This is a genomic window from Kitasatospora sp. NPDC088351, assembly GCF_040685575.1.
In the GTDB taxonomy this organism is placed as follows: Bacteria; Actinomycetota; Actinomycetes; order Streptomycetales; family Streptomycetaceae; genus Kitasatospora.
The window spans coordinates 1-23,229 of sequence record NZ_JBFBIL010000047.1 but is presented as its reverse complement, the minus strand read 5'-3'; the positions used below and the strand labels follow the sequence as shown (position 1 = coordinate 23,229).

At 71.0% G+C, this 23,229-nt stretch carries 24 protein-coding genes and 1 tRNA gene; 14 read left to right on the top strand and 11 right to left on the bottom strand.

The window, feature by feature from the left end:
- The first annotated feature begins 81 nt into the window (after positions 1 to 81).
- The gene (gene idi / locus AB0P06_RS27140) at positions 82 to 747 is read left to right on the top strand and encodes an isopentenyl-diphosphate Delta-isomerase (RefSeq protein ID WP_363611714.1); all 666 of its coding nucleotides are present in this window, start codon (positions 82 to 84) and stop codon (positions 745 to 747) included.
- 7 nt (positions 748 to 754) lie between these two features.
- Here the strand turns inward: idi and AB0P06_RS27135 are convergent, their stop codons facing one another.
- A complete protein-coding gene (locus tag AB0P06_RS27135; protein ID WP_363611782.1) occupies positions 755 to 1,231 on the bottom strand; it encodes an ATP-binding protein in 477 nt (158 codons plus the stop codon).
- 369 nt (positions 1,232 to 1,600) lie between these two features.
- Between AB0P06_RS27135 and AB0P06_RS27130 the strand changes: the two genes are divergently transcribed.
- The 7 genes from AB0P06_RS27130 to AB0P06_RS27100 all read left to right on the top strand — a co-directional run bounded on the left by AB0P06_RS27130 (position 1,601) and on the right by AB0P06_RS27100 (position 9,180).
- Positions 1,601 to 1,685 (top strand) — tRNA-Leu (locus tag AB0P06_RS27130).
- Positions 1,686 to 2,045: 360 nt separating this feature from the next.
- A complete protein-coding gene (locus tag AB0P06_RS27125; protein WP_363611712.1) occupies positions 2,046 to 3,704 on the top strand; it encodes an APC family permease in 1,659 nt (552 codons plus the stop codon).
- Between the two features lie 212 nt (positions 3,705 to 3,916).
- Positions 3,917 to 4,804, top strand: coding sequence for an ABC transporter substrate-binding protein (locus tag AB0P06_RS27120; protein ID WP_363611710.1), 888 nt, complete (start codon positions 3,917 to 3,919; stop codon positions 4,802 to 4,804).
- An 8-nt stretch (positions 4,805 to 4,812) separates the two neighbouring features.
- Positions 4,813 to 5,838: an amino acid ABC transporter permease gene (locus AB0P06_RS27115; RefSeq protein ID WP_363611708.1), complete on the top strand. Its 1,026-nt coding sequence runs from the start codon at positions 4,813 to 4,815 to the stop codon at positions 5,836 to 5,838.
- 23 nt (positions 5,839 to 5,861) lie between these two features.
- The gene (locus AB0P06_RS27110) at positions 5,862 to 6,626 is read left to right on the top strand and encodes an amino acid ABC transporter ATP-binding protein (protein WP_363611780.1); all 765 of its coding nucleotides are present in this window, start codon (positions 5,862 to 5,864) and stop codon (positions 6,624 to 6,626) included.
- Positions 6,626 to 8,266: a D-aminoacylase gene (locus tag AB0P06_RS27105; RefSeq protein WP_363611706.1), complete on the top strand. Its 1,641-nt coding sequence runs from the start codon at positions 6,626 to 6,628 to the stop codon at positions 8,264 to 8,266. Before AB0P06_RS27110 ends, AB0P06_RS27105 begins: the two co-directional genes overlap by 1 nt.
- Positions 8,263 to 9,180 (top strand): serine hydrolase, encoded by a 918-nt coding sequence (locus tag AB0P06_RS27100; protein ID WP_363611704.1) that lies wholly within the window; start codon positions 8,263 to 8,265, stop codon positions 9,178 to 9,180. The genes AB0P06_RS27105 and AB0P06_RS27100 overlap by 4 nt, the downstream gene beginning before the upstream one ends.
- A gap of 754 nt (positions 9,181 to 9,934) precedes the next feature.
- Here AB0P06_RS27100 and AB0P06_RS27095 read toward each other — a convergent pair.
- Both AB0P06_RS27095 and AB0P06_RS27090 read right to left on the bottom strand, forming a co-directional pair.
- On the bottom strand, positions 9,935 to 11,191 hold the full coding sequence (locus AB0P06_RS27095) for a hypothetical protein (protein ID WP_363611702.1): 1,257 nt from the start codon (positions 11,189 to 11,191) through the stop codon (positions 9,935 to 9,937).
- 202 nt (positions 11,192 to 11,393) lie between these two features.
- Positions 11,394 to 11,543: a hypothetical protein gene (locus AB0P06_RS27090; protein ID WP_363611700.1), complete on the bottom strand. Its 150-nt coding sequence runs from the start codon at positions 11,541 to 11,543 to the stop codon at positions 11,394 to 11,396.
- Between the two features lie 563 nt (positions 11,544 to 12,106).
- On the opposite strand from AB0P06_RS27090, the gene AB0P06_RS27085 reads away from it, so the two are divergent.
- On the top strand, positions 12,107 to 13,744 hold the full coding sequence (locus AB0P06_RS27085; protein ID WP_363611698.1) for a M4 family metallopeptidase: 1,638 nt from the start codon (positions 12,107 to 12,109) through the stop codon (positions 13,742 to 13,744).
- 88 nt (positions 13,745 to 13,832) lie between these two features.
- Here the strand turns inward: AB0P06_RS27085 and AB0P06_RS27080 are convergent, their stop codons facing one another.
- From AB0P06_RS27080 to AB0P06_RS27050, 7 genes are all read right to left on the bottom strand, one after another.
- Positions 13,833 to 14,756 (bottom strand): LysR substrate-binding domain-containing protein, encoded by a 924-nt coding sequence (locus tag AB0P06_RS27080; RefSeq protein WP_363611696.1) that lies wholly within the window; start codon positions 14,754 to 14,756, stop codon positions 13,833 to 13,835.
- Between the two features lie 9 nt (positions 14,757 to 14,765).
- Positions 14,766 to 16,121 (bottom strand): diaminopimelate decarboxylase, encoded by a 1,356-nt coding sequence (lysA, locus tag AB0P06_RS27075; protein WP_363611694.1) that lies wholly within the window; start codon positions 16,119 to 16,121, stop codon positions 14,766 to 14,768.
- Positions 16,122 to 16,249: 128 nt separating this feature from the next.
- Complete coding sequence (locus AB0P06_RS27070) at positions 16,250 to 16,435, bottom strand: DUF397 domain-containing protein (protein WP_363611692.1); 186 nt, start codon at positions 16,433 to 16,435, stop codon at positions 16,250 to 16,252.
- A 117-nt stretch (positions 16,436 to 16,552) separates the two neighbouring features.
- A complete protein-coding gene (locus tag AB0P06_RS27065) occupies positions 16,553 to 16,756 on the bottom strand; it encodes a DUF397 domain-containing protein (protein ID WP_363611690.1) in 204 nt (67 codons plus the stop codon).
- A gap of 45 nt (positions 16,757 to 16,801) precedes the next feature.
- Positions 16,802 to 17,005 carry a DUF397 domain-containing protein gene (locus AB0P06_RS27060; protein WP_363611688.1) on the bottom strand — a complete coding sequence of 68 codons (204 nt, stop codon included), beginning with the start codon at positions 17,003 to 17,005 and terminating at the stop codon, positions 16,802 to 16,804.
- A gap of 167 nt (positions 17,006 to 17,172) precedes the next feature.
- Positions 17,173 to 17,391, bottom strand: a complete 219-nt coding sequence (locus AB0P06_RS27055) for a DUF397 domain-containing protein (protein WP_363611685.1) — start codon at positions 17,389 to 17,391, stop codon at positions 17,173 to 17,175.
- Positions 17,388 to 18,233, bottom strand: a complete 846-nt coding sequence (locus AB0P06_RS27050) for a helix-turn-helix transcriptional regulator (protein WP_363611683.1) — start codon at positions 18,231 to 18,233, stop codon at positions 17,388 to 17,390. The genes AB0P06_RS27055 and AB0P06_RS27050 overlap by 4 nt, the downstream gene beginning before the upstream one ends.
- Positions 18,234 to 18,544: 311 nt before the next feature.
- Between AB0P06_RS27050 and AB0P06_RS27045 the strand changes: the two genes are divergently transcribed.
- From AB0P06_RS27045 to AB0P06_RS27035, 3 genes are read left to right on the top strand one after another with little or no spacing between them, the layout of a single operon-like run.
- Positions 18,545 to 18,997, top strand: coding sequence for an ATP-binding protein (locus AB0P06_RS27045; protein ID WP_363611681.1), 453 nt, complete (start codon positions 18,545 to 18,547; stop codon positions 18,995 to 18,997).
- Positions 18,994 to 19,278: a hypothetical protein gene (locus AB0P06_RS27040; RefSeq protein WP_363611679.1), complete on the top strand. Its 285-nt coding sequence runs from the start codon at positions 18,994 to 18,996 to the stop codon at positions 19,276 to 19,278. The genes AB0P06_RS27045 and AB0P06_RS27040 overlap by 4 nt, the downstream gene beginning before the upstream one ends.
- Positions 19,275 to 19,472, top strand: a complete 198-nt coding sequence (locus tag AB0P06_RS27035) for a hypothetical protein (protein ID WP_363611677.1) — start codon at positions 19,275 to 19,277, stop codon at positions 19,470 to 19,472. The genes AB0P06_RS27040 and AB0P06_RS27035 overlap by 4 nt, the downstream gene beginning before the upstream one ends.
- Before the next feature lie 89 nt (positions 19,473 to 19,561).
- Here AB0P06_RS27035 and AB0P06_RS27030 read toward each other — a convergent pair whose 3' ends face one another.
- Entirely contained in the window at positions 19,562 to 20,563 is a 1,002-nt protein-coding gene (locus tag AB0P06_RS27030; protein ID WP_363611675.1) for a class I SAM-dependent methyltransferase, read from the bottom strand.
- Between the two features lie 406 nt (positions 20,564 to 20,969).
- On the opposite strand from AB0P06_RS27030, the gene AB0P06_RS27025 reads away from it, so the two are divergent.
- Both AB0P06_RS27025 and AB0P06_RS27020 read left to right on the top strand, forming a co-directional pair.
- Positions 20,970 to 21,476, top strand: coding sequence for a DUF6624 domain-containing protein (locus AB0P06_RS27025; RefSeq protein ID WP_363611673.1), 507 nt, complete (start codon positions 20,970 to 20,972; stop codon positions 21,474 to 21,476).
- A 250-nt stretch (positions 21,477 to 21,726) separates the two neighbouring features.
- On the top strand, positions 21,727 to 23,154 hold the full coding sequence (locus AB0P06_RS27020; RefSeq protein WP_363611671.1) for an aldehyde dehydrogenase family protein: 1,428 nt from the start codon (positions 21,727 to 21,729) through the stop codon (positions 23,152 to 23,154).
- Positions 23,155 to 23,229: the final 75 nt, after the last annotated feature.

The window sequence follows — 23,229 nt, the reverse complement described above, 5'->3', positions numbered from 1 at the left end:
ACCCGTCCGGACCGCCACCCATACGGCAGACTGGAGCATGACGCCGGCACCGGTGCTCCCGTTGCTCCCGAAAGAGGCCTCATGCCCCAGAGTCCGCCGACCGACCCGACGCACTTCACCTCCGAGATCGACACCGGTCTCGACGTGGAGACCGACGTGGAGACCGTGGTGACGGCCGGCCCCCGGGCCTCGGCCGGGGCGGGATCGGGCACCGAGATCCTGCTGGAGCTGGTCGACGACAAGGGCGTCACGACCGGCACCGCCGAGAAGCTCTGGGCCCACCAGCAGCCCGGCCGGCTGCACCGGGCCTTCTCGGTGTTCCTCTTCGACCGCCAGGGCCGGATGCTGCTCCAGCGCCGGGCCCTCTGCAAGTACCACTCCCCCGGCGTCTGGTCGAACACCTGCTGCGGCCACCCGTACCCCGGCGAGCCGCCGTTCGTCGCCGCCGCCCGCCGCACCGCGGAGGAGCTGGGCGCCGCACCCGCGCTGCTCTGCGAGGCCGGCACCGTCCGCTACGACCTGCCGGACGAGACCTCCGGCCTGATCGAGCGGGAGTGGAACCACCTGTTCGTCGGGCTGATCACCGCCCCGGTCGAGCCCGACCCGGACGAGGTCGACGACTTCGCCTTCGTGACCGCGCAGGAGCTGCGCGAGCTGCGGGCCGAGCGCCCGTTCTCGGTCTGGTTCGAGACCGTCTTCGAGGCGGCCCTGCCCGGCATCCGGGAAATCGCCGGCCGCGACTGGTAGCCGGCCGCTACGCGGTCTCCTCCCGGGGGATGGGCAGCGAGGCCCAGACCACCTTGCCGCCCTCCCCCGTCCGTTCCACGTCGCAGACCCCGCCGGCCTGTAGGGTCACGCTCTTCACCAGCAGCAGCCCGCGCCCGCCGGTCCGCCCGGTGTCGCTCTCCAGGGCCTTCGGCCGGTAGGGGTCGCCGTCCTCGACCGAGACCCGCACCCAGCCCTCCCGGACCGACAGTTCGGTGGTGACCTCCGGCGAGAGCCGCGCGGCGTGCGTGACCGCGTTGCCGACCAGCTCCGAGACGATCAGCAGCAGGTCGTCCACCAGCTCCTGGTAGCGCACCCCCGCCATGCCCTGGGCCAGCAGCCGGTCGCGCACCGCGTGTCTGGTCCGGGGCACCGACGCCTCCACCGCCGGCACCGGGAACCGCCACACCCCCTCGACGGGCCCGTTCTCCCCGCGTCTCGGCTCGGCCTTCGCCGCCCCGTTGATCTGCTCCACGTCCAGCCGCCCTTCGTCCGCGACGCCGGGAATCAGGCGTTCCGCTCATGGCGCCCTCGGTTCACAGAGGCTAGGAGAGCCGTCCACGGGGACGCGGCTCCGTCGACAACTTGCCCGGGTCGGACCGTTCCCGTCCGGTACCGACCGCCGTCCGCCCCCAAACCGACCGCTTGGTTCACCCGAACCACCGCTTCGCCCCGCTTTCGATCAGGCCCTCGACCCATCCCTCCCAGCCCAGCCAGCCCTGCCGTCCCCATCGGCCCGCACCGAGGAAACGCAGGTGAGAAGCGCTCCAGAACCCTGGTAATGTTCTCTCTGTCGCCGAGGGGGCGAGCAGGAAGACCCCGAAGCACACACCCTGTCCGGGTGGCGGAATGGCAGACGCGCTAGCTTGAGGTGCTAGTGCCCTTTATCGGGCGTGGGGGTTCAAGTCCCCCCTCGGACACAGAGTGATTCCCCGCGGGAGCTCGTAAGAGCACCTGCGGGGAATTTTCGTTTTCCCGGCCTCGTGGCAGTGGCCGTGGCCGTTGTCACAGCCGTTGTCACAGCCGTCGTCGCGGCAGTCGGCCCGGTTTTCACGGCCGGCCCGGTCGTCGACGCCGCTGCCGACGCCGTCGCCGACGGCCAAGGGCAGTGCGTGGCACGCCCGTTCGGCGGCAGCCCGCCCGTACCACGAAAGCACCCGGGTGGCGGACACAAGATGGCAACAATTGCGCCATTTGAGCTTTATCTGAGGATTTCGCCCGATTTCCCACCATAAGCTGTGTCCGTTTGTCCGGACCTGATGAGACAGAGGACCGATACGTTGAGCGCGCCCGCGCCGAGGACGGCATCCCATACGCATTACCGCCGCTCGCTCGGCACCATCAGCCTCACGGCCGTCGGCCTCGGGTCGATCATCGGCTCGGGCTGGCTGTTCGGCGCCGAGCGCGCCGCGCGCCTGGCCGGACCGGCCTCGATCGTCGCGTGGGTGATCGGGGCGGCGGTGGCGCTGACCATCGCGCTCACCTACAGCGAACTGGGGTCGATGTTCCCCAAGGCCGGCGGCATGGTGCGGTACGGCCAGTACTCGCACGGCTCGCTGGCCGGCTACCTGGCCGCCTGGGCCAACTGGATCGCCATCGTCTCGGTGATCCCCGGCGAGGCCACCGCCTCCGTGCAGTACATGAGCTCCTGGCACTTCGGCTGGGCCCAGGGGCTCTTCAACGGACAGGAGCTCACCGTCAGCGGGGTGGCCGTGGCCGGCGTGCTGCTGGTCGGGTACTTCGCGCTCAACTGGTTCGCGATCACGCTCTTCGCCAAGACCAACACCGCGATCACCGTGTTCAAGGTGGTCGTCCCCACGCTGACCGCGAGCGCCCTGCTGCTGGCGCACTTCGACACCTCGCACTTCCAGGACCACGGCGGCTTCGCCCCGAACGGCTGGAGCGCGGTTTTCACGGCCGTCGCCGTCTCCGGCATCGTCTGGGCGTTCAACGGCTTCCAGTCCCCGCTCAACCTGGCCGGCGAGGCCCGTAACCCCGGCAAGTCGCTGCCCATGGCGGTGATCGGCTCCATCCTGATCGCCCTGGTGATCTACGTCGTGCTCCAGATCGCGTTCCTGGGCGCCGTCCCCACGGCGGACCTCTCCCAGGGCTGGGGCGGCCTCGCCTACACCTCGCCGCTCGCCGACCTCTCGATCGCCTGGGGCCTGAACTGGCTCGCCCTGCTGCTGTACGCGGACGCCTTCGTCTCGCCCAGCGGCACCGGCATGATCTACGCCGCCACCACCTCGCGCATGATCCACGGGGTGCAGGAGAACGGCCACCTGCCGGCCGTCTTCGGCCGGGTGGACCCCAAGACCGGCATCCCGCGCCCGGCGCTGCTGCTCAACCTCCTCATCGCCTTCCTCTTCCTCGCGGTCTTCCGCGGCTGGGGCTCCCTGGCCGAGATCGTCTCGGTGGCGACCGTGATCTCGTACATCACCGGCCCGGTCGCCGTGATGGCGCTGCGCCGGCTCGCCCCCGAGCTGCCCCGCCCGGTCAGGCTCCGCGCGATGCCGGTGATCGCCCCGACCGCCATGGTCTTCGGCTCGCTGGTGCTGTACTGGGCGCGCTGGCCGCTGACCGGCAAGGTGATCCTGCTGATGGCCGCCGGGCTGCCGATCTGGGCCTGGTACGAGCTGCGCAAGCCGTGGGCCGAGCTCAAGCCGCACCTCAAGGCCGGCGTCTGGATGATCGCCTACCTGTTCGTGATGGCCGGGGTCTCCTGGGCCGGCAGCGCGGACTTCGGCGGACACGGCTACCTGCCCGAGGGCTGGGACCTGCTGATCGTCGCCGTGCTCGCGCTGGCCTTCTACCGCTGGGGCCTGCGGAGCGCCTGGCAGAACCCCTCGCTGGACGCCGTCAAGCATGAGCTCACCGCCGAGGGCGGGACGGGCGACACGCCGCACGCCGCCGACGCCACGGAGGGCGCCCGCGCCTGAGCCGCCGCTCCGAACCGCGGTACCCGGCGACGTGCCGGCCGAGCCTCTCGGCCGGCACGTCGCGTTTTCCCGGAGGCGGGGTGGAGGCCTGAACCCCGGGGGGGGGGAGCAATACGAAATTCGTTGGTCAGAGAGCAATAGCTTCATCATCTTCCGTTCACCGGGACCGGGCTGCCAGCATCGGCGCACCGTCACCGCCCGAGGGAGATGCCATGAACCGCCCCCGTCCTCTGCGTTGTCTGGCCGCGCTGGCTCTGGTGGCCCTGGCGGCCACCGCCTGCGGGCGCTCCGACCAGGGCACCGCTCCGGCTCCGGCCGGGGCCCAGGGTGCCGCCGGAAAGAGCGGCGCCGAGGCGCTGCCCGCGAAATTCAAGCAGGCCGGTGTGCTGAGAGTGGCCACCGCCGTCGGATACCCGCCGATGGAGATGTACAAGCCCGGGACCACCGAGCTGACCGGGGTGGACCCGGACCTGGCCGCGGCGATCGCCGGGCGGCTGGGGCTCAAGCTGGAGATGACCAACGCGTCCTTCGACGGGCTGATCCCCGGCCTCCAGGCCGGCCGGTTCGACCTGGTGATGTCCTCGATGACCGACAGCGAGCAGCGCCGCCAGGCCGTCGACTTCGTGGACTACTTCCGCACCGGCGGCGTCGTGATGACCAAGAAGGACAACCCGGAGGGGATCAAGTCCCTGGAGGACCTGTGCGGCAAGGCCGTGGTCCTCGCCAAGGGCAGCTCCAACCTGGACATCGGCGAGCAGCAGAACGCCAAGTGCGCCACCAAGATGAACATCTCGCAGAGCGAGGACGCCCCGACCGGGCTGCTCCAGCTGGACAGCGGACGGGCGGTAGCCACCATCGTGGACTACCCGGTGGCGCAGATGTTCGTCCAGAAGAACGGCTCCTACCAGGTGCTGCCGGAGCAGTACGGGACGGCGCCGTGGGGCATCGCGGTGGCGAAGAAGGAGAGCGGGCTGCGGGACGCCGTGCAGGGCGCGCTCCAGGAGCTGATCGAGTCCGGTGACTACCGGAAGATCCTGGACCAGTACGAGGTCGGCGGCAGCGCCGTGACCCGCGCCACCGTCAACACCGCCGGGCAGTGAGAACGGCGATGAGCACCGATATGAGAGAAGCCGCGCTCCCTGGCTCCGGCGCCGCGCCGGCCCAGGACGACCTGACCCTCCAGGTGACCGGACGCCCCCGGCCGGGGCGCTGGCTGGCGGTGCTGGCCGCCGCGTTCATCGCGGTCTGGCTGGCCTACACGGTCATCGTCAACCCCAACCTGCACTGGGACATCATCGCCGAGTACCAGTTCGACAGCGTGATCCTGGAGGGGCTCTGGGTGACCGTCCAGCTCACCCTGATCTCGCAGCTGGTCGGCATCGTGATCGGTGTGGTGGCGGCGGTGATGCAGCTGTCCGACAGCCCGGTGCTGCGGATGACGGCCGGCGCGTACACCTGGTTCTTCCGGGGGACGCCGCTGCTGGTGCAGCTGATCTTCTGGTTCAACCTGGCGCTGCTCTTCCCGGAGATCAGCATCGGCATCCCGTTCGACGGACCCAAGCTGGTCAGCTGGCAGTCCAACACCCTGATCACCGGGTTCGTGGCGGCGCTGCTGGGCCTGTCGATCAACGAGGGCGCCTATATGTCGGAGATCGTCCGGGCCGGCATCCAGAGCGTGGACCCGGGGCAGCGCGAGGCCGCCGCCGCGCTGGGCATGTCCAACCCGAAGATCCTCTTCCGGGTGGTGCTGCCGCAGGCGATGCGGGTGATCATCCCGCCGTTCGGCAACCAGTTCATCTCGATGCTGAAGACCACCTCGCTGGTCTCGGTCATCGCCGGCGCCGATCTGATGACCGTCTCCCAGCACCTCTACCTCGCCAACTTCGAGGTGATCGCGCTGCTGGTGGTGGCGTCGATCTGGTACCTGGTACTGACCACCATCGCCAGCGTCGCCCAGCACGCGGTGGAGCGGCGGTTCAGCCCCGGGGTGTCCGCCCGGCCGCTGCGGCGGCGGGTGCTGGGGAACCTCGTACCGGGGCGGACCAGGGCTCAGGGGGCGTCGGGGAAGGCCCTCAGGGCGAAGAAGCCCGCCGCGGCGAACACGGCGGAGAAGACGAAGGGGGCGGACCAGTGACGGTCGCGACGGACGATGACCTGATTCTCTCGGCACGCGGCGTGCGGAAACGTTTCGGCGAAACCGAGGTGCTGTGCGGCATCGACCTGGAGGTCCGCGCCGGGGAGGTGCTCTGTGTGATCGGGCCCTCCGGGTCCGGCAAGTCCACCCTGCTGCGCTGCTTCAACCACCTGGAGAAGATCGACGCCGGGCGGATCGCGGTCAACGGCGAGCTGGTCGGCTACGAGCCGCACGGCAGCCCGGCCGGAGCCAGGCTGCGTGAGCGGCGGCCCCGGGACATCCGCCGCCAGCGCGAGCGGATCGGCATGGTGTTCCAGCGGTTCCACCTGTTCCCGCACCGTACCGCCGTGCAGAACGTGATGGAGGGCCCGGTCGCCGTCAAGGGCCGCAACCGGGCCGAGGCCCAGCAGCAGGCCCGCGAGCTGCTGCGCCGGGTCGGGCTGGCCGACCGCGCCGACCACTACCCGGGCCAGCTCTCCGGCGGCCAGCAGCAGCGGGTGGCGATCGCCCGCGCGCTGGCCATGGAGCCCACGGTGATGCTCTTCGACGAGCCCACCTCCGCCCTCGACCCCGAACTCGTCGGCGAGGTGCTCGGGGTGATGCGCGACCTGGCGCGCAGCGGGATGACGATGATCGTCGTCACCCATGAGATGGGGTTCGCCCGCGAGGTCGCCGACCGGGTGCTCTTCATGGACCAGGGCGCGGTCGTCGAGGCCGGCCGGCCCGACGAGGTGTTCACCGCCCCGCGCCACGAGCGCACCCGGGCCTTTCTCTCGACGGTGCTGTGATGGGGGCGATCGTGGGCATCTCCGACGTGGAACTGCTGGTCCGCGGCGGCACCCTGGTGGACGGCACCGGCGCCGCCGCCCGTCCGGCCGACCTCGCGGTCTCCGGCGGGCGGGTCACCGTCCTGCCGCCGGGCACCGCCGTGGCCGCGGCCCGGACGGTGGACGCCACCGGACGGGTCGTCACCCCCGGCTTCATCGATGTGCACACCCACTCGGACGCGCTGGCCGCACCGGTCGGCGCGCACACGGCCGCGGACGACGACGCCGTCGAGGAGCTGCGGCTGGCCCCGCTGCTCCAGGGCGTCACCACCGAGATCAGTGGCAACTGCGGCAGCAGTCTCTTCCCCGCGCTGCCGCAGCGGCTGCCCGAGCTGGCCGAACACCTGCGGGTGACCTTCGGCATCGGGCCGGTCCGGCCGGCCGAGGACTTCGACGCCTTCGCCGCCGGCCAGCGGCCCGAGCTGCGGCGCAACCACATCGCCTCGCTGGTCGGTCACGGCACGCTGCGCGCCGGGGTGATGGGCTTCGACGCCCGCCCGCCCCGGCCCGAGGAGCTGGCCGCCATGTGCGAACTGCTCGACCGGGCCCTGGCCCAGGGCGCGGCCGGGCTCTCCACCGGGCTGATCTACCCGCCGGGCACCTACGCCGACACCGAGGAGATCGTCGCGCTGGCCAGGGTCGCCGCGCGGCACGGCAAGCCGTACGTGACCCATCTGCGGGACGAGATGTCGCAGGTGGAGAAGGCCCTGGAGGAGGCGCTGGAGATCGCCGAGCGGTCCGGCGCGCCGCTCCAGGTGTCGCACCACAAGACCGCGGGCCGGCACGCCTGGGGCGCGACCCTGCGCACCCTCCCCCGGCTGGAGCAGGCCCGCGCGGACGGGATCGACGTGCTCTGCGACGTCTATCCGTACACCGCGGGCAGTACCGTGCTGCACGCCATGCTGCCGCCGTGGACCAGCGAGGGCGGGGTGGCCGCGCTGCTGGAGCGGCTGCGCCGGCCGGACGTGCGCGAGCGGATCCGGACGGACATCGCGCAGGGCGTGGCGGGCTGGGAGAACACCGTCGGCAACGGCGGCTGGGACCTCATCGCGGTGGCCGCCGCCCCGGCGCGCCGCTCGGCCGAGGGCCACCGGATCGCCGACCTGGCGGCCGACCGCGGGATCGACCCGGTGGAGTACGTCTGCGACCTGCTGCTGGACTCGCAGGGAGAGGTGACCATCATCAGCCACTCGATGCGCGAGGACGACGTCCGCCGGGTCCTGGCCAGCCCGCTGTCCATGATCGGCTCGGACGGGGTGCCCAAACCCGGCCGCCCGCACCCCCGTTGGGCGGGCAGCTTCGCCCGGGTGCTCGGCCACTACGGCCGCGACGAGGGGCTGCTGCCGCTGGAACTCGCGGTGCACAAGATGACCGGGCTGCCCGCCGAACGGTTCCGGCTGACCGGCCGCGGGGTGATCCGCGACGGCGCGGTGGCCGACCTGGTGGTGCTGGACCCGGACGCGGTCCGGGACGCCGCCACCTTCGAGCGGCCGCTGCTGGCACCGGAGGGCGTGGACACGGTCGTGGTGGCCGGGCGGATCGCGGTGCGCGACGGCCGGCCCACCTCGGTGCGGGCCGGAGAGGTGGTGCGGGTCCGATGAGTCTCGCCCAGGTGGCGGCCGCCGCCCGCAGTGCGGCGGCCCTGCCGCTCACCCTCGCCGTCGCCGCCGTGGACGTGGACGCCGTCGGCGAAGGGTTCGGCTGCGGCGGCGGTTTCGACGACGGTGGTGGCGGCTTCGGGGGTGACGGGACGGTCGGCGTGGACGCCGATGTCGTGCTGCCGGTCGCCAGCGCGTCCAAGCTGCTGCTGCTCGCCGAGGTGTCCCGGCGGCTGGACACCGGGGAACTGCACGCCGGCCGGCCGGTGGAGATCACCGACACCGATGTGACGGGCGGCACCGGGCTGCTGCGGCGGCTCGGCCGCCCCGGCTGGACGGTCGAGGACCTGGCCTGGCTCACCGCCTCGGTCAGCGACAACACCGCGACCAACGCGCTGCTGCGGCTGGTCGGCCTGCCCGCCACCGGGCGGCTGGCCCGGGAGCTGGGGCTGGCCCGGCTCACCCTGCACGACCGGGTGCGCGACGAACGCGGGCCGGGCGTGCCGCCGGTGTTCGCCACCGGCACCGCCGGGGACCTCGCCCGGCTGGTCGCGCTGGCCGTGCGCGGCGAGATGGCCTCGCCGGCCGCCTCGGCCCGGCTGCTGGACTGGATGCGGTCCAACACCGACCACGGTCTGGTCCCCGCGCTGATCGACCACGACCCGTACGCGCCCTGCTTCCCCGAGCCGCTGCCGGGCCGCCTGCTGGTGGCCAACAAGACCGGCACCGACACCGGGGTACGGGCGGACGCGGGTGTCGTCGTGGGCGCGCGCCGGATCGCCTACGCGGTGATCGCGCACTGGGACACGGCGCTCGGCCCCAGCACCGAGCGGGCGGCGGTGCACGCCATCCGCGAGGTGGGGCGGGCGCTGGCCGCCTGCGCGCTACGGCCGGTACGACCTCGCGTCGGGGCGTGAGCCGGGTCGGGGCGTGAGCCGGGTCGGGGCGTGAGCCGGGTCGGGGCGTGAGCCGGGTCGGGGCGTGAGCCGGGTCGGGGCGCCCCACGTCCCGGCGGGGGTTGCTGAAAGTCCGTCCGCCGGCTGATCGAGTCCGTCAACGGCACCCGCGAAGGCCGGTTCGGCCTCGAACGGCACGGCGGCCGGAGCGTCGGAGGCGCCATCGCCCGGTCGGCCGGAGCCCGCCCGGCGACGACCCGGGCGGTCCGGCACGACCGCGCCACCGGCCGGCTCGTCACCGGTTCACTGACCGCCCACGACCACGGTCCGGCGTCGGAGTTGCTCGGCCAGTGCTGTGACCGCATGGGTTCACCGGGCTCAAGCAATAGGCCGCTGTGCTGTTGCAGACGCCGTGCCCGGCGCTCCGAGGCGGTCCATCTGATGGATAATCGGGGACTTGCCCAGACCGCAAGGCAGCGAGCCAGTAGCATGGGGGCCCGGGCTACCACCCCCGGGACCCCCATGTCAGCACCTCCGTGTCGAACTCCAGCGTTGGTTGACCACGGTTTTCGCGCTCTGCATCAAATACGGCGAGAAAGGTCCAAACCCCTGCTGGCAGGGAATCCCGCAAGCTCGTCTCCGCTTCGGGATATTTCGAGGGATCGCGTTCCAGGGTTCCGGGCCTTGAACGCCGTACACGCCCCGGTTCCGGGCACCACCACAGATTTCCACAGGGTGCTGAAGCCCGTTTGTCCCGGCGACGGCTGCGGGTGTGTCAGTGCTTCTTGCCGCCGTTGAACGGCGGGGGGATGTCATCGCGACAGTAGCCCCTGCGGTGGTCGGCGGGATTACCGATCCCGCAGTACGCGGTGACGACTCCGAGGTCATGGCTGTCGGGTGACCTGCCTTCGGTGTCTGCGTGCTGCTGGACGACTACGGTGATGTTGTCGATGAAGTCCTTGTCGAAATGGAACGCCATCGTGTACGAGCATCGATTCTGGTAGCCCAGCGGCGAGCAGTACTGCGAGTCTCGCGCAATGAGCTGGATCGTGTGGGGCCCGATGTTGTGGTCCTCGCCCGCGTGCAGCCGTCCGAATCCCGCCGTCTTGGCCGGTTCAGCACTGTCGTCATCGATACGCGCTCCGCGCGCCTCACCCTTGCGAAGCATCACCTCGTAGTAGCTCAGGTCCTCCGAGACGCTCTCGCAGTTCCATTCGGCTTTGTTGATCTTGCTGTAATCGGTCGTTCCCTCCGGGCACCCGTCGCCCGCTTTGACCGCACGACCGGTCGGAACCGTGGCTTCGGGTAGGTCCTGTGCACGCAGGGCGGGCAGGCGGTCCGCCGTCGGCATGGTTCGCGTCAGCCCTGCCGGAGCCGGCGTGGGATAAATCGACCAGTTGCCGACGTGGGTGGAGTTGTTGGTGAGGTTCGCGGTGACCACTCCGGTCTGGAACAGACTCTCGCGGCCGCCCCAGGGGCTGTGCTGGGGTGGGGTGTCCTGTTCATCGGAAGTGGGGAAGCCCAGGAAGCTGGTCTCTGCCCCGAGATCAACCCATGCCTGCCGAATCAGACCGTGCACCTCGTGCGCACCGGTGACGAAGCTGAAGTAGATAGACGCACCCTCGAACTCCTGACGGCGGCTGACGCCGTCGCCAAGCACGATCTCGTCGGTGGTGGGGTATCGCATGAACCCGGCCTCGTACCCGTACTGTCCCCACTTGGTGAGGAAGTCATGAGCGACAGGGTGCGCGCTTGTTGAGGGCGACCAGTAGATGTTGCCGCCCACGAACTCAGAGAACGCCCCGGCGCCGTCCGGCGCCGGCCTTTCGTTGGACTTCGGCAGCAGCAGGAAACTCTGTGGGCCACCCAGCGCCTTGTACTTGTCCAGGATCGCGCCGCACACCTCGTAGGGCGACGGGAAGAATGTCTCGCAGCCAGGCGACGCCGCAACACCCGGTTGCGACGGCGCCGGAGACAGTGGGGCAGACCGCGCGACGCTGCCTGCGCCGATCGAGAGCATCGCAATCGCCACTGCAACGACCATGCGACACAAGCGCGCGATCCTACCGAAGGAACGCCGGTGCGTGGTCTTTGAGGTCGTCAATCGGGGCCTCCGTCCTGTCCTGCCGACGTCGATCATTGACCTAACCCTGTTGGGAATTCAGCAGAATCGGGCGGTCCAAGGTCGATCGTCCTCGCAAGGCTTCATCGACCACAGCCGCATGACTGCGAACTCACTCAAACGGGTGACGTCCTCGCAAGATCACCGCGGTGGCGGCGAACTCCCACATGCTCTGCCGGAACGCGGGATTGCGCTTCCCGCCCTGGTGCGACGGAGCCGTCTCCCACTCCGGCTCAGGCCCCGGGACCTCGATCTCGGCCATGCCGACCTCCCCTGCCCGAACACCACCGCCGCATCCGGCGACGACCGTAGCTCGCCGACCGCCCACGACCGCGGTCCGGCTCCGGAACCGCGCGTGTAGCAGACGTCCTGACGGTGGACAAGGGCGGCCGGTGGCGGGACCTCGCCAAGCGGACGTCAAGACTCCGTATCGGAAGTTCTACAGTCGTGTAAAACGGCGCCAGCTCGATCATGATCGTCGAATGTCTGACGATGGATCAGATATCGGCGCAGGCGGGGCGGTGCGGTTCGCACGGAAACCCACGGCAAAGCGGGTGTGTTTGACCCGTTTTGTCACCCCGTCGGAGGCCTTCCCCGGCTGGCGAGACCTGGCCAATGCCTGAGCCGGGCCTGTCATTTCGAATGCCGGATTGTCATGCTTCTCGCCAGTCCCGTTCGGTAGCCACCACCCCCACCCCCGGTGCTCTGCCGCTCGACCGTACGGGGCGCAGCACGTCAGCGCCCGTTCCGCCCCACAGGTGCCGACCCGGCCCCGGGGACGTGGTGCGACCGCGTACCGACGCGGTTTCCCGGAAGGACTCGCACGTGAAGCGAAAGCTTGCGACCGTCGCCGTGCTCTCCGCCACCGCCCTGCTCACCGGTGTCGTCCAGGTGAGCGCCACTGCCCAGGCCGGCCCGGCCCCCGCCCTCCAGGCGCAGGCCGCCCGGCAGCACGCCGCCATGATCGCGCTGGCGAACGGCCAGGCCGGACCGCTGGCCAAGGCCCTCGCGCTGGGCGGCCAGGAGAAGCTGGTCGCGAAGGACGCCGTGGTGGACGCCGACGGCACCCGCCACCTCCGTTTCGAGCGCACCTTCGCCGGCCTGCCGGTGCTCGGTGGCGATCTGGTGGTCCATCAGAAGGCCGACGGTTCGGTGAAGAAGGTCGACAAGGCCGTCTCCGCGCGGATCAGCCTGCCGAGCCTCACCCCGCGGATCCCCGTCGACCAGGCCGCCGCGCAGGCCACCGGCGCGATACGGGCCACCGTCGGCATCACCGGGGACACCGACGAGTCCCCGCTGACCCAGGTGCACCGGACCGGCACGCCGGAGCTGGTGGTGTGGGCGAGCGACGGCAAACCGCGGCTCGCGTACCGGACCGTCGTGGAGGGCGTGCGCGCGAACCGCACCCCGAGCCGACAGCTGCTGGTCACCGACGCGACCACCGGCCAGGTGCTCTCCAGCCACGAGCAGGTGCAGACCGTCTCCGGTCCCGGCAACGGCGTCTTCGTCGGCAGCGTCCAGCTGAACACCGTCCAGAGCGGCGGCCAGTACCGGCTCCAGGACGACACCCGTGGCGGCCAGTCCACCAGCGACATGAACAACGGGACCGCCGGCAACGGCTCCCTGTTCGCCAACCCGACCAACAGCTGGGGCGACGGAACCGTCTCCAACCGCGAATCGGCCGCCGTGGACGCCCAGTTCGGCGCGGCGACCACCTGGGACTTCTACAAGAGCGCCTTCACCCGCAACGGCATCCGCGACGACGGCGTCGGCGCCGCGAGCCGCGTGCACTACGACACCAACTACACCAACGCGTTCTGGGACGACAACTGCTTCTGCATGACCTACGGCGACGGCTCGGGAGACAGCCACCCGCTGACCGAGATCGACGTGGCCGGCCACGAGATGACCCACGGCGTCACCGCCGCCACCGCCGGCCTCAACTACGCGGGCGAGTCCGGCGGCCTCAACGAGGCCACCTCCGACATCATGGGCACGATGGTCGAGTGGTACGCCGACCTGCCCTCCAACCCGCCGAACTACTGGATCGGCGAGCTGATCAACCTCAACGGCGACGGCACCCCGCTGCGCTACATGGACCAGCCCTCCAAGGACGGCCAGTCGGCCGACTACTGGTCGGCGGACGTGGGCAACCTGGATGTGCACTACTCGTCGGGCGTGGCCAACCACTTCTTCTACCTGCTGTCCGAGGGCAGCGGCGCGAAGACCGTCAACGGCTTCGGCTACAACAGCCCGACGGCCGACGGCTCGACGCCGGCCGGCATCGGGCGGGACAAGGCCGCGCAGATCTGGTACCGCGCGCTGACCGTCTACTTCACCTCCACCACCGACTACGCGGGCGCCCGCGCGGCCACCCTGAGCGCGGCGGCGGACCTGTACGGCCAGGGCGGCGCCGAGTACAACGCGGTGGCGGCCACCTGGAGCGCGGTGAACGTCAACTAGGCGTGTCGGACGGGTTGGGCGCCGGACGGGTTGGGCGCCGGACGGCCAGGGCGTCGGACGGGTATAGGGCCTGAGGCCGCCGGGGCGGTCAGGACCACTGCAGCTCCAGCAGTGACCTGACCTCCCCGGCGGCCGCGCGCAGTTCGACGAGGAAGGCCCGCAGCACCGGGTTGCGGTTGGTGGCCCGGGTGGCCACCCCGATCCGCCGGTGCAGCCGCGGGTGGTCGAGCCGGCAGACGTGCACCCCGGAACTGTCGGCCACGCCCAGCGCCGGGATCAGCGCGACGCCCATCCCGGCCCGCGCGAGGTTGATCGTCACCTGGTAGTGGTCGCTGCGGCAGCGCACCCGGGGGCGGAACCCCTCGGCGGCGCAGGCCCGTTCGAGCACCGGCTCGCCGGTGCTGCCGCCGTGCGTGCCGATCCAGCTCTCGCCCTCCAGCTCGGCCAGCCGCACCAGCGAGCGCCGCCCGAGCCGGTGCCGCAGCGGCACCACCACCAGCTGCGGCTCGTCGAAGTACATCTGGACGTCCACCGCCGCCTGCCGGCACCACGGGTCCAGCGGGTGTTCGAAGACGACGGCCGCATCCAGCCGGCCCGCCTCCAGATCGGGAATCAGCTCGTGCGGCTGCCCCATGATCAGCTCCAGCTCGACCTGTGGGTGCCGGACCGCGAACGCCGCCAGCGCCCGCGGGAGCAGATCCAGCCCCGCGGACGCGAAGAAGCCCAGCCTGAGCACGCCCGCGGTGCCCTCCGAATGCGCCCGCAGGTCGTCCTGGGCGACGGCCATCAGATCGGCGATCGCCTGCGCGTGGTCGGCGAGCCGCTCGCCCGCCGGGGTCAGCCGCAGCGACTGCGGCGCCCGTTCCACCAGCGCGACCCCCAGCTCCTGCTCCAGGCGGGCGAGCTGGTGCGAGATGGCGGACGGGCTCAGGTGCAGGGCCTGCGCGGCGGCCACGATGGTGCCCCGGCGGGCGATCTCCAGCAGGACGAGCAGACGGGCGCTGTTCAGCATCGGGCCAGATTAGGACGCATGCGACCGTCGCGCAGCCACCAGGGCCAGGTTTTCGGAATCATCCGGTCCGTTTTCGACGTCCAGGCGCAGCAGATCCTCCTCGGTCTCGCGCCGTACGACGAGGCGGGCCGCGCCGTCGCGGACGAAGACCACCGCCGGGCGGGGCAGCTTGTTGTAGTTGGACGCCATCGCGTAGCCGTAGGCGCCGGTGACGGGGGTGGCCAGCAGGTCCCCCACGCTCAGGTCGGCCGGGAGCGCCGCGTTGTCGATGATGACGTCGCCGCTCTCGCAGTGCTTGCCGACCAGCCGGGCCCGCAGCGGGCGGGGCGCCTCGGGGCAGCGCGGCAGGAACGCCTCGTAGCAGGCGCCGTACAGTGCGGGGCGCATGTTGTCGCTCATGCCGCCGTCCACGCTGACGTACGTCCGGACGTCCTTGATGTCCTTGATCGTGCCGACCCGGTACAGGGTCAGCCCGGCCCGCGCGACGATCGAACGGCCCGGCTCCACGCCCACCTCTCCCGTCCAGCCCGCGCCGCGCACGGCCGCGTGCACCCGCTCGGCCCAGGCCGCGAACGAGGGCGCGCTCTGCCCGCCCAGGTAGGCCACGCCCAGCCCGCCGCCGACGGTCAGCCGGCGCACACCACGGGCGACGGCGAAGCGGGCGAGGGCGGCGGCGCCGTTGGCCAGCTCGGCGGCGTTCAGCACCTGGGAGCCGACGTGCGCGTGGACGCCCTCCAGGACGACGGCCGGGGAGTTCGTGGCCCGGAGCACGGCGGCGTCGGCGGTGCCGTCGGCGAGGCCGAAGCCGAACTTGGAGTCGTGCCCGCCGGTCTGGATCGCCGCATGGGCGCCGGCCGCCACCCCGGGCGCCACCCGCAGCTGTACCCGGGCGGGCGGCAGGCCCTCCTCGGCGTGCAGCCGCTCGATCCGGTCCAGCTCGTCGAAGCTGTCCACGACGATGTGGCGCAGGCCGACGGCCATCGCGGTGCGCAGCTCGGCGTCGCTCTTGTTGTTCCCGTGCAGCACGATCCGGTCCGGCGGCACCTCGGCGTGCAGGGCGACCCGCAGTTCGCCGCCCGAGGCGACGTCCAGCAGCATGCCCTCCTCATGGGCGAGGCGGGCCATAGCCGTGCAGAGGAACGCCTTGGACGCGTACGCGACGTTGCCGGGCCCGAAGGCGGCGACGGCCTCGCGGCAGCGCCGGCGCAGGTGTTCCTCGTCGTAGACGAAGAGCGGGGTCCCGTACTGCTCGGCGAGATCGTCGAGCAGGAGCCCGCCGACGGCCAGCCCATCGGGTCCGGCCTCGGCGGTGAGCGGCAACAGCCCCGGGCCGAGGGCTGATTGGGCTGGCGACAGTGGCGACACGATTCCTCCCGGGCAGGCTGGTTCACCTGCCATCCTCGGGGGGCGGGGAGGGACCGGGAAAGCGGATTCTTCGACCCCTGAGCCGTACCGATTTCGATGCTCGGGGGGAGGGGGGTGGTGGGGGCGGGTCAGTGCTCGGCGGGAAAGTCCCCGGCTCGGACGCCAGCCACGAACGCCTGCCAGGCGTCGGCGGGGAAGGCGAGGGTGGGGCCGCTGGGGTCCTTGCTGTCGCGGACCATGACCATGCCTTCCAGCGGGCCGCATTCCACGCAGTCGTCGTTCGGGTTACTGACGCGCGCCTTCCTCCACTTCACGGGAAGGGCGGAGGCTACGGGATAGTAGGCCACTTGAACATGTCTCCTCTGCTCTAGGACGAGGTGGAACCGGCCCCGCGCCGAGCTCCGGCGCGGGGCCGCAGAAAACCGGGAAGGTCAGCGGTCGACGGCGAAATCTCCGGCGCTGAATCCGGCCACGAACGCCTGCCAGGCGTCGACGGGGAAGGCGAGGGCAGGGCCGCTGGGGTTCTTGCTGTCCCGGACGGCCCGGCCGCCGTCGGCGAGGCCTGCCACCTCGACGCACTCACCCCCCTGCTGGGAGTAGGACGACTTCTTGAACGGGGTTACCAGCTCGATCATGCTCACCCTCCCTCTTCTTTGCCTTGTTCTCGGCATGGGTGTTCGTCAGCAACCGAAGGGAAAGTCCCCGGCTCGGACGCCGGCCACGAACGCCCGCCAGGCGTCGACAGGAAAGGCGAGGGCAGGGCCGCTGGCGTCCTTACTGTCCCGAACGACCCGGCCACCGTCCACCAAGTCCGCTACCTCCACACACTCCCCCGCCTGGGTGGAGTACGACGACTTCTTGAATGGGCTCACCAGCTCGATCATGCTCACTCTCCCTGTCTCTTTCCTTCTCCACGTAGGAGTTCTCAGAGCACGCGGTTGAACGAGAGCCGCGTCGACTGCCAACTTCGATACAGCGTCGCACCCCACGCCGAAGCAACACAACAGCCCCTGCGCCCAGTTCGGCGCAGGGGCTGTTGAAGCCGGGCGGGTCAGCAGCCGGAGGGGAAGTCACCGATACGGACGCCGGCCACGAACGCCCGCCATGTGTCGGCGGGGAAGGCGAGAGCGGGGCCGCTGGCGTCCTTGCTGTCCCGGACCACGACGGCGCCTTGCAAAGTGCCGCACTCGACGCAGTTGTCGTTCGGGTCGCTGGCAGCAGCTTTCTGCCACGTCACGGGCAGGGCGGAGGCGACGGGGTAGTGGGTCACTTGAGCTTGTCTCTCTTTTCTGTGATGAGGTTGAGCGACTGGTCGAGATCCAAGGCTGTCGCCATGATCTCGTCGAAGGCGCCTCGATAGATGTCCACATGATCCGGATCCTCAACCCAGTTGCCGCCAAACATTCCACTCAGCAGAACCAGGTCGAGGTCCCGTTGCCGGAACTCCAGGAGGGAGAAGGGCCCAGTCATTCCAGGATGCGGCGGAGCCATGGCCGACATGATCTGGATGCTGACGTTCGGGAGCCTGCTGAAATGAAGCAGCTTGTCGAGCTGATCAAGCATCACACCCTGTGCCGTACCCATGGTCAGCGCCGACTCGTGGATGACAGCCCATAGCTTGAGCGGATTGTCAGCCCGCGTCAGGACGGACTGCCGATTGATCCGCACATCAACCCGCTCCTCCACGCTCGGTTTCTTGATGACTCCGCTGGAGATGATGGCGTGGGCATAGTTGCGGGTCTGGAGCAGTCCGGGGATGTATGCCGACTCGTAGGACTTGATGCCGGCCGCCGTCTCTTCCAGCCGGATCAGGTCGGTGTAGAGCGGGTTCAACTGCTCGAAGCCGGCCACCCACCCCGGTCGACGCTTGTCCCGGAGGATCTCGACGAGGACTTCCTTCAACTCATCGTCGCACTGGTAGAAGTCGAGGAGCGAACGGACGACGTCCGGCTTCAGCTGGACGCGAGCGTTCTCATACCTACTGAGCTTCACCAGGTTGACGCCGTCGACCTGGGCTGCCACCTCTTCGGCTGACAGGTTCTTGAGCTCGCGGAGCCTTCTCAGCTCGGCCGCGATGCGCCGGTAGCGCACGGCCGGCACTGCAACTGCCATCTACGTAAACCCTCCAGAGCTGTCCATGGACCAGTGTGCATGGCTTTGGTGATGCTCCGCCACCACCACCGTGAGCCTAGAGGTGGCACCTTGCCCGATGGAGTGAAAGTTTTCATATTCGCTCGACATGGCTTGCAAATGCCCCGAGCCATGCTCCATGCTGCCCGTAACGGAAAGCTGACAGACGGTCACATCATGCCGGAGTCTGCGCCATGCTCGCCAGCACCCCCATGCCAGTGCACTTGGCGCCCTGAAGCACCGCCCGGCCGTCGCCGTCACCTATTACCCCACTCCCTGAAGGTGGCTCCGCCATGCCCGAAGCCCTCAACTGCCCTCCCCCGCCCTCCGCCTCCACCAGCTGCTGGCTGCCGCGCAGCAAGCGCTCGCCGGAGGAGGCCCGGCGAGCGCTCGAAAAGCTGCTCGCCGGCCTGCCCCACGGTCAGCGCTTCGCCGACGCCGGGCTGTTGCTGGTCTCGGAGCTCGTCACCAATGCCGTGGTCCACGGCACGCCGCCCGGCAACCGCATCTGGCTGGCGCTCTCCGTCGACGGCTCCCGCCTCCGCATCGAGGTGCACGACGCCCGGGCCGAACGCGGGCCGATCCTCCGCACGACTTCCGGAGAGGACGAGTCGGGGCGTGGTCTCCTGCTCGTCAAGTCACTCTCCCAGCAGTGGGGTTGCTGCCCGCGCGAACACGTGGGAAAGATCATCTGGGCTGAGATCACCCCGGAGTCCGCGGCCGGCTCCGAGGAGAGTGCCGCGTGAGGGACAACCGCCTGGTCACCGCCGAGATCACCGGCATCATGCCGCCGACGACCTACTTCCTCCTCCCCAAAGCCCTCTCCTCGCTCTGGTTCTCCCTCCAGTTCCGCCCCCTCGGCAGACCCCAGTGGGAGTGGTTCGAGCGCTACCTCACCGGCCCCAGCGCCGAACGGTTCATCGTCGAACACCTCAACCACACCGGCCCGTTGTCCCTGCCGGTGATCCTCCCCGAAAGCGCCCACCACCTGCGCATCCGCTGGACCGTCCCGGGAGTTGACCGGTGATCCGCCGCGTGTACTCCTGGCTCCGCCACGAACCGGGCAACCGGTGGTTCCTCCACTGCTCACGGTCGCCGCTCGCCCGCCTCCTGCGTGCCGAACGCCGCCGCTTCGAAGCCGAACTGGCTCAGTGGCTGCCCGAGGCCTCGGAACGGATCAGGCAGCGGCTGCGGGACAGCATCGCCAACGGACCCCACTGACCGATCGGCGGGCAGGAACGCGCAACAGCCGCGCGGCCCGGGTGGGCCACGCGGCTGTGTGCGAAACGGCAGGTACTGAAGCCCGGCCGTCAGCCCTGGCGGGCGCGGCGGATCACGGAGGTGACCACCGGCGGGAGCAGGTCACCCGCGACGCGCTTGGCCACGTTGGCCGGGCGGCGGCGCTCGGCGGCGCGGGCCCGGCGGTCGGCGAGGTCCCTGGCCGCCTGCTCCTGCTCGCGCCGCAGCTCGCGGCGGGCCTCGTCGGCGGTCCGCTCGGCCTCGCGGCGGGCGGCCTCGGCGGCCAGCCGGTCGTGGTGGCGGGAGGCCGGGACCGGCCCGATGCCCTCCGAGGTGCCGAAGATCCGCAGCACCCGCTGCCCGTTCAGCGCCTCGTTGGCGAGCTCGCAGCCCTTGGCGAGGCCGATCCGGTCCAGCAGGTCGCGCTGGGCCGGCTCAGGGTCGCCCCAGGTGCCGTAGAACTTGCCCTCGGTCAGCACGATCGGCTTGAGGCCGTGGTTGAACACCGCCTCCCAGGTGGCGGCGGCGACCCCCGGGGTGTGCTGCGAGCGGTAGTCGTCCAGGACCACCACGCCGTCCGACCGGAGCGCCGTCCGGGCCACCTGGAGGTCGCCGACCACGTGCTCGTACAGGTGCGAGGCGTCGATGTGGATGAAGCGGAACGCCCCGGCCGGGATGCGGCCGCCGGCCAGGGTCGAGGTGGGCGCCTGGATGATCTCCGGCAGCCGGTCGTGGAAGGCGAGGTAGTTGTTCTCGAACGCGGAGCGGGTCAGCGTCTTCCGGTAGGACGCGTCCATCTCGGCCGCGTTCTCGTCGTCCGGGGCGTCCGAGTCGAACAGGTCGCAGACCGTGAAGGCCTTCCCGGGCTGGAGGTGCGAGCCGATCACGATCGCGCTGCGCCCCAGGTAGGCGCCCATCTCCAGCAGGTCACCGGTGACCCCGGCCTTCTCCTGCCGGTTCAGGAACCACTCGAAGAGGTGCCGGTCGTGCTCCCAGAACCAGCCGGGCACGTCATTGAGCGAGGCCGGCTCTGCGGGCCGTTGCTGCTCGGCGGTCAACGCGGCGTCGGTCACGGGATGCTCCTTACGCGGTACGGACGACCCTTGCGAACGATCTCTCTGACGCGGATCCACGGGTCGGCGGGGAGGCTCGCCCCGCCGGCCGTCCGGGGCAGCCTCCGGCCCGACACGGGCACACCGCTCGGACCGGTTGCCAACGGTATTCCCGCGCGCCCGAGTTCGCTGCAATCTACCGCCGACTGATCAGCCGTGAGGAGGTTTCGGACAGAAGAGTTTCGCAACTCGCCACTTCATGGCCGCGTGGTGAACGCATCATCCGGCGGGACCGGTTCCTCCATCCTGCCGCCCCGGTGCCCGGGCTGTCACCATCAACGGGAACGATCTTCGTCGCGCCGGCCGCGCCTACGGTGGTGGCGGGCGGCCCCGCCGGAAGGGGCCCGGAGAGCTGGGAGCGGAGCGGATGAAGGCACCGGAGCGGGCACTGGCCGAGGAGTTGCTGCGGATGGCGGCCGAGGACCAGGGCGCCGCCCACCTCGCCAACAGCCCGGACCTCGCCGAGCAGGCGGTCTGGCGGCGGCTGACCGCCCGGCACGGCGACCGGCTGAACGAGATCATGACGGAGCACCGCTGGCCGTCCGAACCGCTGGTCGGCACGGACGCCGCCCGCGCCGCCTGGCTGGTCGCACAGCACGCGGACCGCCAGCTCGACGTGCAGCGGCGGGCCGTGGCGCTGATGACGGAGGCGGTCGCGGCCGGCGCGGCGAGCGCGCGGGACCTCGCCTTCCTGGCCGACCGGCTGGCCGTCAACGAGGGCCGCGAGCAGCGGTACGGCACCCAGATCGGCGCGGTGGCGGACGGCCGGCCGGTGCCCTGGCCGTGCGAGGACCCGGAGCGGCTGGACGAGCGGCGCGCGGAGGTCGGGATCGAGCCGTTCGAGGAGTACACCGCGCGGTTCGCACCGCGCTGAGCACCCGGCCGGGGGCGCCCCCGACGGCCGCGCCGACACCTGGCCCGACCAGGGAGGACACCACCGCGGCCGGTCCGGGTGCGAACCCTGCCCGGCCACGGTACGAACGGCGCCCGGCCGGCGTGCGAACACCGCCCGCACGCCGGTCGGTCACATGATCGACTCTTGCGCCGACGCACCCGGTCCGCCTTGACTGGCACCTGACCAGCGCCGCCCATCGAGCGGCCGAGAAGACGAGAGGACCCAACCGGTGCAGCAGTACGCGGAGTACGGCGACCAGTACATCGACGGCGCCTGGCGGCCCTCCCTCGACACCGGGTCGATCCCGGTGCTGAACCCGGCGACCGAGCAGCCGCTCGCCGCCGTCCCGGCCGGCGGCGCGGCCGATGTGGACGCCGCCGTCGCCGCGGCCCGACGGGCGGCCCGGGCCTGGGCCGCCACCACCCGTGAGGAGCGGCTGGCGCCGCTGACCCGGCTGCGGGACGGCCTGGCCGCCGCGCAGGAGGAGATCGCCGAGACGGTGGTCGCCGAGCTGGGCGCGCCGGTCGGCTTCGCCACCGCCGTGCACGCCGGGCTGCCGCTGGCCGTCACCGGCTCCTACCTCACGCTGCTCGCGGAGTACCCGTTCGAGGAGCGGATCGGCAACTCCGTGGTCCTCGCCGAACCGGCCGGCGTGGTCGCGGCGATCACGCCGTGGAACTACCCGCTGCACCAGATCGTGGCCAAGGTCGTCCCCGCGCTGGCCGCCGGCTGTCCGGTGGTGCTCAAGCCGGCCGAGGACACCCCGCTGGTGGCCCGGCTGTTCGCGCGGCTCGTCCACGAGGCGGGCTTCCCGGCGGGGGTGTTCAACCTGGTGACCGGCACCGGCGCGGTCGCGGGGGCGGCGCTCGCCGGGCACCCGGGCGTGGACGTGGTCTCGTTCACCGGGTCGACCGCCGTCGGCCGGGCGGTCGCCGAGACCGCGGGGCGCGGAATCAAGCGGGTGGCACTGGAGTTGGGCGGCAAGTCCGCCAATGTGGTGCTGCCCGGCGCCGACCTCACCCGGGCGGTCAACGTCAACGTGGCCAACGTCTTCGCCAACTCCGGCCAGACGTGCAGCGCGTGGACCAGGCTGCTGGTCCACCAGGACCAGTACGAGGAGGCGGTGGCGATCGCCGAGCGGGCCGCCGCCAAGTACACCCCGGGCGACCCGGCGGACCCGCAGACCCGGATCGGGCCGGTGGTCAACGCCCGCCAGCGGGAGCGGGTGCGCGGCTACATCACCGGCGCGCTCGCCGAGGGCGCCCGGCTCGTCGCGGGCGGCGCCGACGCCCCCGAGGGCCTGACCACCGGCTTCTACGTCCGGCCGACGGTACTCGCCGATGTGACCGCCGACATGACGGTCGCCCAGGAGGAGGTGTTCGGCCCGGTACTGGCCGTGCTCGCCTACCGTGACGAGGAGCACGCCGCCGAACTGGCCAACGGCACCGAGTACGGACTGGCCGGCGGCGTCTGGGCCGCGGACACCGACACCGCCGCCGCGTTCGCCCGCCGCCTGGACACCGGGCAGGTGGACCTCAACGGCGGGCGCTTCAACCCGCTGGCGCCGTTCGGCGGTTACAAGAACTCGGGGCTCGGCCGGGAGCTGGGGCGACACGGGCTGGAGGAGTTCCTACAGTACAAGTCGCTTCAGTACTAGCCGAGTTGTGGGGTGGGGGGCCCCCCCCCCGCCCCCCCCCCCCCCCCCCACAACAACACAGATCACCCCCGAGAA